This window comes from Providencia sneebia DSM 19967 (assembly GCF_000314895.2).
Taxonomy (GTDB): Bacteria; Pseudomonadota; Gammaproteobacteria; order Enterobacterales; family Enterobacteriaceae; genus Providencia; species Providencia sneebia.
Genome location: NZ_CM001773.1, coordinates 3,256,558 through 3,269,149 on the forward strand (window position 1 = coordinate 3,256,558; position 12,592 = coordinate 3,269,149).

The 12,592-nt window shown below is 37.6% G+C and carries 13 protein-coding genes; 3 read left to right on the plus strand and 10 right to left on the minus strand.

The features are described 5' to 3' along the window. The 3 genes from OO7_RS17565 to OO7_RS13495 form a co-directional block, all read right to left on the minus strand. Nucleotides 1–186: hypothetical protein (locus tag OO7_RS17565; protein ID WP_043892729.1), on the minus strand; the 186-nt coding region annotated here is incomplete at its 3' end. Further along, complete coding sequence (locus tag OO7_RS13490; protein WP_008916482.1) at nt 183–1,181, minus strand: MerR family transcriptional regulator; 999 nt, start codon at nt 1,179–1,181, stop codon at nt 183–185. The genes OO7_RS17565 and OO7_RS13490, both read right to left, overlap by 4 nt. Nucleotides 1,182–1,192: 11 nt before the next feature. Continuing rightward, the gene (locus OO7_RS13495) at nt 1,193–1,471 is read right to left on the minus strand and encodes a helix-turn-helix domain-containing protein (RefSeq protein WP_008916483.1); all 279 of its coding nucleotides are present in this window, start codon (nt 1,469–1,471) and stop codon (nt 1,193–1,195) included. Between the two features lie 152 nt (nt 1,472–1,623). On the opposite strand from OO7_RS13495, the gene OO7_RS13500 reads away from it, so the two are divergent. Beyond that, complete coding sequence (locus tag OO7_RS13500; protein ID WP_008916484.1) at nt 1,624–2,241, plus strand: helix-turn-helix domain-containing protein; 618 nt, start codon at nt 1,624–1,626, stop codon at nt 2,239–2,241. A gap of 538 nt (nt 2,242–2,779) precedes the next feature. On the opposite strand, the gene recR is transcribed toward OO7_RS13500, so the two are convergent. The 4 genes from recR to apt form a co-directional block, all read right to left on the minus strand. After that, complete coding sequence (recR, locus tag OO7_RS13505) at nt 2,780–3,379, minus strand: recombination mediator RecR (protein WP_008916485.1); 600 nt, start codon at nt 3,377–3,379, stop codon at nt 2,780–2,782. Next, nucleotides 3,379–3,708 carry a YbaB/EbfC family nucleoid-associated protein gene (locus tag OO7_RS13510; protein ID WP_008916486.1) on the minus strand — a complete coding sequence of 110 codons (330 nt, stop codon included), beginning with the start codon at nt 3,706–3,708 and terminating at the stop codon, nt 3,379–3,381. The genes recR and OO7_RS13510 overlap by 1 nt, the downstream gene beginning before the upstream one ends. A gap of 49 nt (nt 3,709–3,757) precedes the next feature. Further along, a complete protein-coding gene (dnaX, locus tag OO7_RS13515) occupies nt 3,758–5,695 on the minus strand; it encodes a DNA polymerase III subunit gamma/tau (protein WP_008916487.1) in 1,938 nt (645 codons plus the stop codon). A gap of 95 nt (nt 5,696–5,790) precedes the next feature. Next, on the minus strand, nt 5,791–6,342 hold the full coding sequence (gene apt / locus OO7_RS13520) for an adenine phosphoribosyltransferase (protein ID WP_008916488.1): 552 nt from the start codon (nt 6,340–6,342) through the stop codon (nt 5,791–5,793). A gap of 144 nt (nt 6,343–6,486) precedes the next feature. Here apt and priC point away from each other — a divergent pair, with 144 nt between their 5' ends. Next, nucleotides 6,487–7,035 carry a primosomal replication protein PriC gene (priC, locus tag OO7_RS13525; RefSeq protein ID WP_008916489.1) on the plus strand — a complete coding sequence of 183 codons (549 nt, stop codon included), beginning with the start codon at nt 6,487–6,489 and terminating at the stop codon, nt 7,033–7,035. 64 nt (nt 7,036–7,099) lie between these two features. Here priC and OO7_RS13530 read toward each other — a convergent pair whose 3' ends face one another. Continuing rightward, entirely contained in the window at nt 7,100–8,065 is a 966-nt protein-coding gene (locus tag OO7_RS13530; RefSeq protein ID WP_008916490.1) for an FUSC family protein, read from the minus strand. 508 nt (nt 8,066–8,573) lie between these two features. Between OO7_RS13530 and OO7_RS16580 the strand changes: the two genes are divergently transcribed. Beyond that, the gene (locus tag OO7_RS16580; protein WP_008916491.1) at nt 8,574–8,741 is read left to right on the plus strand and encodes a DUF2496 domain-containing protein; all 168 of its coding nucleotides are present in this window, start codon (nt 8,574–8,576) and stop codon (nt 8,739–8,741) included. Between the two features lie 17 nt (nt 8,742–8,758). Here OO7_RS16580 and mscK read toward each other — a convergent pair whose 3' ends face one another. Next, nucleotides 8,759–12,139, minus strand: coding sequence for a mechanosensitive channel MscK (mscK, locus tag OO7_RS13540; protein WP_083929007.1), 3,381 nt, complete (start codon nt 12,137–12,139; stop codon nt 8,759–8,761). An 88-nt stretch (nt 12,140–12,227) separates the two neighbouring features. Beyond that, on the minus strand, nt 12,228–12,581 hold the full coding sequence (locus tag OO7_RS13545; RefSeq protein WP_008916493.1) for a DsrE/DsrF/TusD sulfur relay family protein: 354 nt from the start codon (nt 12,579–12,581) through the stop codon (nt 12,228–12,230). Between the last annotated feature and the right edge of the window lie 11 nt (nt 12,582–12,592).

The following is a 12,592-nucleotide window of genomic DNA, read 5'->3' on the forward strand; positions in this document are numbered from 1 at the left end:
ACCTTGAATTGCATTTGGCGGTAAATTARCTGTATTACTCACAAGCGCAGGCGGTCGTTCTAACTTAATGGCGCTATTCACTAATTCATATCTGTCTGGTCTCTCCATTACAGTCTTGCGTACAGAAGAATCAAAAGACATAAATTCAATACTCGCATCAATAAGCTTGATCGGCGGGATGCTCACAGGGTGCTGATGCGTGAAATACAATTCATTGATTGTGCAACTTTCATATTCATAGACTTACCATCTGATATCCAACAACCATTTACAGGTAGCTGTGACCAGTCACGCTTTTGATAAGGCTCTAATGATGTTGCTGTAGATCCTGTAATGCGTCCTCTCATACGTTCACGTTTTGGCATTTTATTCATCTCTCGACGAATAGCGTCATAACTTGGCACTGCTGAAAGCATGGCTGGCTCATCTTGATAGTGTTCTTCCCAGTCTTTACAAAATTTGCGGTAGCATTCTTTCATGCTAAAACCTTGTGTATCACGCCAATGAACAAGAAAAGCAGGAAGCCAAGCAACCTGTTCAGGTTTGCGTGCTTTATGATGACCAGGAGCTAATAACGCCAAACGTTCAGCACTATTACTTGTTGATTGATATACCGTTACCCACTCTTGCAGTGAGCGAACACTAATACCTTTGCGGCTCTTGCCTTTGCGGGCATTTGCGGCATCAGCGGCACGCTGTAGGTGTGTCGGCAGAGCATGATCACGCGATTGCTCCGATATCATTTTGACTGCTGCGGTCCTGCTCGAACCCAATCGAATCAGTTTCAAAACCTCTTGAGCCAGCATTGCACGCGCATCAGCGATATCTTTTTGATTTCCAGTTAATTCTCCTACTTTACGGTCAAGTAATGCAGGGCATTGACGCATAAGATTTAAATCAGTTGCTAATTGTGTTGAACGTGGTGTTTTAGTTTCACTTGGCTCAACAATAACAGGTACTTGCGTTTCTAATGCTTGAGCATAAAAACGCGATTTAATGATTTCCTGAATATGCTCAGGGAAACAATCAATGTGATACTCAAATGCTTTCGTACCATCACGACGACGGCGGTAATTCTCGTTTTCACCAGAATACTTATCGAGGCGACTACGAATATTTTGCAAGCGCGTCGGAAAGTCCGGTAATCCAACGCATTCTTTAGCGGCAAGCCAAATAGACATAATTCACCTAATCAAGCTGTTTTGAGGTTAGAGAAATGAGGCGTTTGTTGATAACGACTCGGCCAAATAATTGAAGGGTCAATTCCAATCACCCCCGCAATGATCTCTTCGACTTTAGGATAAGAACGATAGAAGACATTGCGCATGGTTCCTGTCTTTAAACCGTGTTCAATTTCCAATGAGGATAAATCCACTCCACGCTGCTCAAGTGCGGTATAAATCGCTTTACTTGACCAGTCATGACCTTCGCGCACAAAAAAATGTGTCAAATCTTGCCTAGAAAGCTGCATTATGTGATCCTCTAATGTTTTATCGAATCCGATAACCTAAAACGGTTATCGATATTGATGATACCAAACGGAACAATAATCCGATTGCAAGTTTTTTATCGGATTATTATTACAGTCGATGAAGATTCACATATACATGAGGTTTCCTTTCTATGTCAGACAGTTACAACGAAAAGTCCGATGATAAGTCAAAAATCCGAGATCGGATTATTAGCACAACATCAATAATCCGCTTTGGGGAGCGATTGAAACAAGCTATGAATGGTATGACTAATGTTGAGTTAGCCAAAAGAACGGGAATGTCGGAAGCCACAATAAGAAAGTATATTGCTGGTAAGATATTTCCTACTATAGATAGTTTAGCCATTGTAGCAGACGCTTGTGGGGTTTCTTTTGCTTGGTTAGCTTTTGGTGATACGCATGATACGAACAATAATTCAAGCAATAACGTCTTAAAAGACGATTTTAACAAGGAGCTATTAACAGCCTTTAATCGCTTATCTCCAGCAGAAAGAGAGCTTATCGTTAATTATATTTATAGAGAGGGGATAAATAACCTAGTTAGAATCGCGGCCAATCATAGTCCCTGCATAGATAATGAGGCGATGCTTCCTATCGTTGACTCCCTTCCACTTCGGCCTTTATTGAAGAATGCAATTAAGATCGGATTAACTAATAATGGCGAGTATGACAGAGAGATTTTGCGCGTTCTTGAGGAAATCGAGTCCAGAAATTCAAAAGCTGAACTAAAAGATAAGAACGTGGGATGATCACTTTTAATCATCCCATAAAAACCGAAAAGAAAATTTTTTTCTTTCCTTTGGCGGTTTTTTAACACTAGCCAGGAAAATATTATTTTTATTATTATTCATTATGTTACATAAAAAAGACCGAAAAGAAAGAAAAGAACCTATTGGTTCTTTTGGCGCAAGGGAAAAGAAACCTAGTTAACCATTAAAAATATGCTGTAACCCTTGTTTAAAAGCCTTTTAAAACCTCCTCAAATACCATTCAAAATAGTGCGAAAAATAGCGCGTTTTTTCCTATTTTTCCTCAAAATTGGCGCGGTAGTGCAGAATCGATGAATTGCCGCTAAAGCCAGATATATCAAGGCGCGTCGCCTGACCTCACCTTAACTTTAACAGTGCAGAATTGAATACCCCCCCACATTAAGATGATAAAAATTAAGTTATTCTGTTGGATTTATCTTTTGATAGGCGATATATAGCAGAAGTTATTAAGAATGAAGTCGCGTTGTAGGTAGGTAAAAGTAGCCAACATACCCACAACGTGAAATATAACGAATAATCAGAGGCGCTGACGGCCAGCAAGAGAATGGGACAACGTGGTGCCATCAACCATTTCAAGTTCACCACCAACCGGTACGCCATGAGCAATACGGCTAGCCATCACCCCATATTGAGCGCACATTTGCCCAATATAATTTGCGGTGACTTCACCTTCCACTGTTGGATTCGTTGCCAGTATCACTTCTGTAATCGTTTCTGACGCAAGCCGCTCTTCAAGCCTATCCAGACCTATATCCATAGGGCCAATTCCATCAAGTGGCGATAAATGCCCCATCAAGACAAAATAGCGACCTGAAAATTGTCCAGTTTGCTCAATGGCATAGATATCCGCTGGACTTTCAACCACGCAGATTAAACCATTTTGTTGGCGACGAGGATTTTCACAGATATTACAAATATCCTGCTCTGTAAAAGTGCGACAATCTCGACAATGGCCAATTTCTGACATGGCGCGAGTAAGGGATTGAGCTAAACGCATTCCCCCACTGCGGTCACGTTGAAGCAAATGAAATGCCATGCGTTGTGCTGATTTAGGCCCAACACCGGGGAGGCAACGCAGTGCCTCCATCAAAGTCTCAAGAAGCGGACTTGTTTGCATTAGAATGGCATCTTAAAGCCTGGTGGCAACTGCATTCCGCTAGATACTGCTGCCATTTTTTCTTTCTGAGTTTCTTCGATACGACGAGCTGCATCATTGAATGCCGCAGCAATCAAGTCTTCCAGCATATCTTTATCATCTTCAAGAAGGCTAGGATCAATTTCAACACGGCGGCAGTTATGTGACCCATTGATTGTAACTTTAACTAGACCCGCTCCTGATTCACCAGTTGCTTCTAGATTGGCAATCTCTTCTTGAACCTTTTGCATTTTGTCTTGCATTTGTTGGGCTTGCTTCATCAGATTACCCAAACCACCTTTACCAAACATAGTTATCTCTCACAACTTGGGCTACAACTCATATAATGAGGCTGTAGCGTTAAACGGGGCGAATACTCTCTTCGTCTAATTGCGCATCAAACATTGAGCGCAATCTTTGAATCGTTTTATCCGCAATAATAGACTGACGAGCTTGCGCCAGTTTTTCTTCATAAATCGCCTGTCGCCATTCAAGCGGTGTTTTAACCGATGTATTATCATCTTGAATGATTTTCAGTTCAACAGGATGACCATAATGTTGAATTAACGCGTTTTGTAAAGCCTCTTGAGCTGCGGGCTTATTAAGATGACGTTGCGTTTGTCTCAAATGAAGAATAATTTGAGAGTCATCCATTCTTTCTATATATGAATTCAAAGCCAATTGTTCAACCAGCTTTGGAATATTTAATTGTGCTATTTCAGCTGACCAGCTATCTCTTTCTCGCGACTCTTCAATAATTTTGGCTGCCAATTCAGGTGTTTTTTCATATTCTAAAGCGTCTTTAATCTCTTTCGGCGTTGTGACAACCTCTTTGATGATGGTATCTTCAGATTGAGGTCGCCATTGATATGCTTTAGGTTTTGCATTTTTTTTAGGCTCAGACGCCCGGTTTTCAATGCTTTTTTGATATGAACTGGTCACAGCTGCCAGTCGCTCAAGCGCTGACATCGCCGGCTTAGCCTTTTCAGACGCGGCCGGCTTATGCTTTTTTACATTAGTATCCTCGTTTTGTGAGGATTTCAGCTCTTCCCTTGCTTTTAATAACTGCAATGTTGGGCTATTTTCAGCAAGTGCCACATTCTCAGTTGCAGAAGCAGATGAAACCGTTGGGGCTGCTATCGATTTTTTTGTTGGCATAACAGGCTCTGGCTTAGAAAATGCAACGGGTGTCACAACTTCTTCTATCACCTTTTTGGGATGAAAAGCTAAAGCGCGTAACAATGCCATTTCAACGCCCATGCGCCGCTCTGGAGCATAAGATAACTCTTTACGACCAACTAATAATGTTTGGTAAAACAGTTGCAGATCCGCAGGAGAAATCAAACGAGCAATTTGCCTGATCCGCCCTTCTGTTGAAGACGGGTCATTCTCTTTCGTTGCTGGCAATAATTGGATCATAGCGATGCGGTGTAAAATTGATAAAATTTCCACCAGCAAATTTTCCCAATCGGCACCACGAACAGCTGCCTGCTCTACCTCAGACATAACAGCAAGGCCATCGGCACGAACAAGAGCTTCAATAATCGCCAAAGGTTGCTCATCATCCAAAGTACCTAACATCTGACTAACGATGTCTGCCGTCACTTGCCCTTGCCCCATAGCGATTGCTTGGTCAGTCAGGCTAAGTGCATCACGCAAGCTACCATCTGCTGCACGAGCAATTAATTGGCGAGCACGATTATCATGCTCAATTTTTTCAGCATCTAAAATATGCTCAAGCTGTTCACTAATTTGCGTCACATCTAAGGCTTTTAAATGAAATTGCAAACAACGCGATAAAATCGTAACAGGTAATTTTTGCGGATCAGTTGTTGCAAGTAAAAACTTCACATGCTCAGGCGGTTCTTCTAGGGTTTTTAAAAGTGCATTGAAACTGTGGCGCGAAAGCATATGCACTTCATCTATCAGATAAACTTTGAATCTGCCTCTTGCTGGAGCATATTGCACGTTATCCAATAGTTCTCGAGTATCTTCAACTTTTGTGCGTGATGCCGCATCAATTTCAATTAAATCAACAAAACGGCCTTGTTCTATTTCAAGGCAATTAGCACATTTACCACAAGGCGTCGCAGTGATCCCCGTTTCACAATTTAATCCTTTCGCAAACAAACGCGCAATTGTTGTTTTACCAACACCACGAGTGCCAGAAAAAAGATAGGCATGATGAAGCCGTTGGTGCTCTAAACCATTGGCTAATGCGGTCAAAACATGTTTTTGACCAACAACATCTGAAAATTTTTGGGGGCGCCACTTACGGGCAAGTACCTGATAGCTCATGAATTATGCAGTTTTCAAACAAGGTGATAGTACCATGCTATCACAGCCTCGACCTTTACCGCGAGACTGTAATAAAAATAGTAGGAGAAATAAAACTAGTGACCAGGAAATTCAACTAAACTAAATGAATGAATACCTTCAGCTTCTAGGCGCTCAACGCCACCTAAATCCGGTAAACTAATAATAAAAGCAGCATCAACAATGCTTGCGCCTAGCTGTTTAATCATTTTAACTGTTGCATCGATAGTGCCACCCGTTGCTAGCAAATCATCAACGACTAAAACATTATCTTCAGGTTGAATGCTGTCTTTATGGATCTCTAACGTATCTTGGCCATATTCGAGATCATAAGTCATGCTCAGTACTTCGCGTGGCAACTTACCTTTTTTACGCACAGGAACAAAACCAACGCCTAAACGTAAAGCAACCGGAGCGCCGAACAAAAAGCCACGAGCTTCCGTTCCAACGATTTTCGTTACGCCTTTATTCTGATAATGTTCAACCAGCAAATCAATCGTTGCCTGATATGCCGCAGGATTATTTAACAATGTGGTAATATCGCGAAATAGCACCCCTTCTTTTGGGTAATCAGGGATAGTTGCGATACTTTCTTTAATTAATTGCAGTTGTTGCTCTCTAGCAGTCATAATAAGTGCCAATCAAATAGTAAAAACGAAAGGGTAGAATCTATTTAAAGTACCATAAAATTGCAATAAGAAGCCGACAATTTACGCTAAGTTTAGTTGCTTAATATCAATACGCCATAATTTTTCACATAATTGAGAAGAAAAATGAAAGTACAGGCTCTTTTAGATGCGCTAAAAACGCAAATTGATTTATTACAAACGCGAATAGCACCAATCGCAGATCAAGAGTTTTCACATTCTCGTTTTGATAGGCAACTTTTTAGCCGTAAATCGACACATCTTGGCGATTGTCAAAAAGAGCTATTGAAATTATATGATCAACTTTGTCACAGTGTTTCGCTTAATCATAAAGAACAAGTTAATTTTTTAGCGACTAAAATAACCAATCAAATTCAGGCGCTTTCCCGCGAGTTATCAACACAATCACTTCGCAAAAAAGAAGATGAATATCGAGAAAAGAAAGAGCAAATAGATTTATATGAACGGCTCGTTCAACATCAAGATTTCGAACGTCGTTTGCTCGCAATGCTCAATGAACGCGAATTACAGTTAACAAATTTAACTGATCATACTAAACAACATCAGTACCAAAAAGAAATTGCAACATTAGCCGGTCGATTATATCGCTGCCGCCAAGCTTTAGTTCGAATAGAAAAAGCCATTGAACATCAGGAAAGTCAGTTTTTAGAATAAAAATAAGGCAATGCTTATTAATTGAACATTGCCTTATCATTAACTAACAATAATTTTCAATTAGTTATTTTTTAACAACCAACTTGATAAAATAACTACATACAATCGCGAAAGCACCACCAATTAATGTATCAATAATCCGTTCAGCTAAAAGATGATAGTTGGTATTATCAAAGTAAATTGACATTTCCAGTAGCGAAAGTACCAAGCCTGTAATGCAAAATGATCCAAATATATTATTATTTTTAGTATTACTAATTGGGATTAAAAATGAGAATAACAAAATATAAGCAAAACCTATGTACGGCATAACCTCAGAAATATTGAACGAAAAATAGATCATTAAAACAACAACTAATGTGCCAATCACCCTATCTCTAGTGAGTCTGACAATACTTTTTAATGCGGGATTCAAAACAAAAATAAAGGTTAATGGTGCCCAGAAAAAGTGATCTGTATTGATTGCTTTTGATGATAAAACACAAAGCAACAATCCAATAGAATAAATTGATGATTGATAGACTAAATCAGAATTTATTCTATTTCTTTTAATAAGAATATATTTTCTAATTTGGTGAAATTTGATTTTTTGTCTACGACTAATGCTATAACAAAATAGTAAGGTAACAATTGTCCCGATAAGTAATCCAACAACTAGACCATCAAAACTCGATTTATTTAATGTTGCTCCTATAATAAAGAAAATCATAAAATATTTTATTGATATATCTAAAGATGAGTCAACAATATAAAATTGATAATAAACAAATGGAGAAATTATTAGGATTAAGAAGAACAGATAACTAAAGCCAAAGTAATGCCCTAATGCTGCGCCTAAAAATACAAATAAAGAGCATAAGAATGAGTAGGCGATATTTTTATATTGATTAGCTTTATTGAAAATATTATAGCCATGCAGAGTTGATAATGAACTCCACAATGTTGCGTCGATACCTGCAACGCTATAAGTGATGATAAAGCTCATCACTACACATAAAGTTAGATAAAAGCTCTCTGAAAATTTAGTCACCGAACTCACCATCACCAGTTAAACTTAATAATAAAAACCAACACATTAGCATGCAAATAAGCGATTCACAATAATTGCCATATTGTTATTAAAATAACTAGTTAATTAACGATATACAACGAAAATGATTAAGTAAAACTAAGAGGATTAAATTATTTAATTATCCATTAAAAACCATCTATAAATGACAGTAAAATATTAATGATATTTTTTATCAAGAATACTCATTGTATAGATAATCTTATTATTCAACCAATACCGATTATCTTAATTAAACCAAAAAATAAATAAGCAACTATATTTAAAAACCCAGCTATCTAATTGGAATAATGAATATAGTATAAAATGATAATAGGTAATGTCATTCTATACTCACTTAATTATATATAAATAAAAATGTAGTATTTATATTTGTGGAGTCTCTGTTTTTAGCAAAAATATCTGAGAAAATAATGATATAATCAGAAAACGTACAAATATATATGACTTGCGAATAAATGGAGAAATAATGAGCTCATTAAAGGATGCTTCAGTAGAAATGCAACTTGCTGTCGATTTGATCTATTTACTCGAAACCTCTGAGGTTGAAACCGATATCGTGCTTAAAGCGCTTGAAATCGTTAAGTTTGATTATCTAGCCAAACAGGCTGCCGAAACAGCCTGCACTTCAGATTAAATCAGTAAATCTAAGCATTATGGATGGTCACGCTCTTTTTTTTCATGTTGAGCATGTTTTACTTCACGGATCTCATCACCCTTTTCGTTATGCAGATGAACTTCTAATTGGTTAAAGGCCATATCAATATCATTTTCTCGACATAATCTATCAATGGCTCGGTTGACTTCATCACTTGTCACGCCGCGATCGCCAATTTGGCGCACATAAAAACGTAATTCATGATCTAATGTGCTCGCGCCAAAACCAATAAAATTCACACTTGGACCTGGGTCAGTCATAACTTTACTATTTGATGTCGCGGCACTCAAAAGTACACGTTTCACTTTTTCTAAATCAGAACCGTATGCAACACCAATCGACACCGTTATGCGCGTTATTGTGTCAGAAAGCGACCAGTTAGTTAGGCGTTCAGTAACAAAGGCTTTATTTGGAATAATCACTTCCTTACGATCAAAATCGACAATTGTCGTCGCTCTGATACGGATTTTACTGACGGTTCCCGAATAAGTTCCGATCGTGACGGTATCACCGATACGAATTGGTCTTTCAAACAACAAAATAATACCAGAAACAAAGTTAGCAAAAATTTCTTGTAGACCAAAACCTAACCCAACGGTTAACGCAGCCGCTAACCATTGTAGTTTATTCCACGTCACACCAATCATGCTTAACGAAGTGATAGCACCTATCCCCACAATAATATAGGTCAAAATAGTGGTGATTGCATAAGTGGAGCCTTGTCTTAATTTTAATCTCGATAAAACGAGAACTTCTAATAAGCCCGGCAAGTTACGTGTCATGACCCACGACACCACAATAATAATGATTGCAGTAATTAAATTCGCCAATGTCACGGACTGAAGGACATTACTGCCTTCTGCGGTTGTTGCGGTGTAATGCCAAAGATCTACGCTGTCTAAGAATGAGAAAATAGTGATAAAATCAGACCAAATTGCATAAAAACCGATTGCAAAGATAATAAATAGCACCATTGTTGTTAGCCGTAATGATTGTTGGCTAATCAACTCTATTGCCATTGGCGGTTCTTTTATCGGTTCATTCTCAGCTTCATCTTGTTGTTGGTTCTGTGCTTTACGGCGCTCAAGGGCGCGTTGATAAGCTAATTTTCGAGCAACTAATGTCAGCCCACGCAAACAGGCATTGTAGGTGATGTACCAAAGTAACAATAAGTAAAGGCTATCTAACCAACGATTCGCTAAACGCAATGTCGTGTAGTAATACCCTGCCATCATCAGGCCAATTAATATCAACGGAGAAAAAGTCAGTAACGTAACAACAATAGAACGTGTTAAGTGGCTGCCTTTTTCATGCCAGATATTTCGGCAAAATGGCAGCGTAAAAATAAATAACATTAATAGAGATATTAAAACGATTAATTGCCCAATGACATCTTCAGAAACTTTAAGTGGATTAATCACACCATAAGTTGAAAAACAAATTAGTGGCAACAAAGGTAGCGATAAACGCCATACACGCCGACGAGTTTGTGCAGCAACTTTCGCTTCGATAGCAAAATGGCGTTCAGCTATTCCTTTTGGCTTCAATATTCTTAACGTTAGCTCAAAAAGCACCCAAAAAGTGGCTAGCTGCAAACAGAGTGCCCAAATAAATTCACTTTGTACATTACCCGTTTTTAAAAACCAATAGCCAAATGCAATCAATAAAAATGCAGTAGGCAGTGTTTGTAATAACGTCAGGACAATAGCAAAAGGCGTATTTGATAATGAATTTTGTCGTAAGCTTGATAAACTTTGGTCAATATCTTGTAATCTCAAAGAGGTCTTACGGTGTAGCCAAATAAAAATAAGAGATAATACAACTAATGGGATAATAACCAGAAATGAGTTTGTGAATCCTCTTTTCAAACTTCCTTTCGAAAAATGAAAATCTAATTGGCTAATTTGTTGTTTAGCCGCTTCAGGGAATGACTCAATCCATGTTAAATCAATAGGTTTGTTACTATTAACCCAAAATATTTGTTGTGCCAGCGTATTTTTTAATGAATTAACAACACTAAGTAATTGATTTTGCTCTAACTGTAAATTAATAGCTTGAGAAATTTGATTACCTAACTGTAAATTTAATTCATCCAGCAGTCCCCTTCTTACCTCTAACAATTTGACTAAGGCAGCTTTATCATCTGCTGAAAGCAAATAGCTATTTTCTGGATCACTCACGTTTTTGTCTATAAATTGTTTTTCTAAATTAGCAATGTAATCATTCACTTGATAAAGAGAATCTCTCTGCTGATTAATATCAAACTGTTCAAGTCTTAAATCAGCAATAGTATTTTGTAAGTTCTTTGTCAGAATATCGGCAGGTAAGTTAATTTGCTGTTGGAATAAGATCCGCGATAGTAGCAAACTTCCACGTAATACATTAATTTGTTCTTTTAAGTTACGCTCTGATTGCGACGCTCTCTCCAGCCATGCTTTTACGCGAATACTATTTTGGCTCATTCGGTTACTGCCTTGAGTCGCTTCAACCAAACGCTCACTAAGCTGATTATTTATGGCAATCTCTTTTCTAATTAATGGATTTTGTTTAATTTGTAATTCATTTTCTGTTGAGGTTTGAGCTTCGCGGGCTGTTGTTTCAGAATCAGTTAGGCGTTGTTCACTAATAAATGATTGTAATAATTGAATATGGCTTTCAAGTTGCTCAATATATAAATAAGTATAATCACGTTGTTTTTGTAATACATCTTGCAGTTGAGTATTGGCTTGCAGAACACGTTTTTGATATTCATTTTGTTGCTGTAAGTAATATTGCTCTATTTGCAACATTTCAACTTGCGTATCTCGTAATTTAATCGAGTCATTAAATGCATGATTAAGTTCATTTCTTATTTCTTGTAACCGCTGCGCATTTTCCAGCATAACAGATTGAGCCCGCTCAGGCTGAGTCTGTAAACCAATTAATGCGGTATTATAATTAGCTAGGTCATTTTGTTTTACTTGCAATTGCTCTAATGACTTACTTAACATCTCTTCTTGCTGTTCTTGAGAAATATTTTTTATTTTATTAGCAAATTGAGATCTTGATTCTTCACTATTATTTTTTAACTGTATTAACCCTTGTGTCGCATTGCTCGCATCTTCATTTGCTCGCTCAAGCTTTTTTTGCAATTCTTCGGATTTAGCATCTAATTTATTTAACTCATCATAAAAAGATAATGCATTCTCCAAATCTTCAATAGAAAGTTTATCTTCACCATTTTGGTTACTTTTTTTATTCAATGTGTTCAGTTGATTTTGAATTTCATTTTTACTTGGCAACGAATGACTTGTTATCGCACTAACATAACAAGAAAAAAATAAGAAAAAACAAATAATTCCGAGTTGTTGCAAATAAGTATATTTATATTTCAACATAACTGAACCTATGATAGGTTTTTTAAGATAAGAGATAATGACCGGAAAGTGCTTAACACTTTCCAGCAGAACATTCACTAACTTCACATTAGAATGTGAGAACTTTATCCACTTCTAACGTCCAAGTCGCTAGCTCAACTAATGTTCCAATTTCTACACCATCCGCTAACGGCAAATGGCTGACGCCACGGGCATCAGTACATGTTTTGCATAATTTAACAGGGACATTTTGTGCCGTTAAAATTTCCAGCATTTGTTGTACGTTATAACCTTCCTTCGGATTTTGCCCTTTAAGACCTGCGGTCACTGCATCTGACATTAAAAATAATTTTAAATCAGTTTCAGGATGTTGCTCTTTAATGTTGACCGCTAAACGCAATGAATTAAATAACGTTTCATTACCATATGGTGCACCATTCGCAATAATGAGAATAGATGACATTTATACCTCCG

Coding starts and splice junctions, on each gene's coding strand:
- OO7_RS13545 (WP_008916493.1), bottom strand. CDS start 12,581: ATGTCATCTATTCTCATTATTGCGAATGGTGCACCATATGGTAATGAA.
- priC (WP_008916489.1), top strand. CDS start 6,487: ATGAAAGTACAGGCTCTTTTAGATGCGCTAAAAACGCAAATTGATTTA.
- OO7_RS13490 (WP_008916482.1), bottom strand. CDS start 1,181: ATGTCTATTTGGCTTGCCGCTAAAGAATGCGTTGGATTACCGGACTTT.
- recR (WP_008916485.1), bottom strand. CDS start 3,379: ATGCAAACAAGTCCGCTTCTTGAGACTTTGATGGAGGCACTGCGTTGC.
- mscK (WP_083929007.1), bottom strand. CDS start 12,139: ATGTTGAAATATAAATATACTTATTTGCAACAACTCGGAATTATTTGT.
- OO7_RS13500 (WP_008916484.1), top strand. CDS start 1,624: ATGTCAGACAGTTACAACGAAAAGTCCGATGATAAGTCAAAAATCCGA.
- OO7_RS13510 (WP_008916486.1), bottom strand. CDS start 3,708: ATGTTTGGTAAAGGTGGTTTGGGTAATCTGATGAAGCAAGCCCAACAA.
- apt (WP_008916488.1), bottom strand. CDS start 6,342: ATGACTGCTAGAGAGCAACAACTGCAATTAATTAAAGAAAGTATCGCA.
- OO7_RS13495 (WP_008916483.1), bottom strand. CDS start 1,471: ATGCAGCTTTCTAGGCAAGATTTGACACATTTTTTTGTGCGCGAAGGT.
- dnaX (WP_008916487.1), bottom strand. CDS start 5,695: ATGAGCTATCAGGTACTTGCCCGTAAGTGGCGCCCCCAAAAATTTTCA.
- OO7_RS16580 (WP_008916491.1), top strand. CDS start 8,574: ATGAGCTCATTAAAGGATGCTTCAGTAGAAATGCAACTTGCTGTCGAT.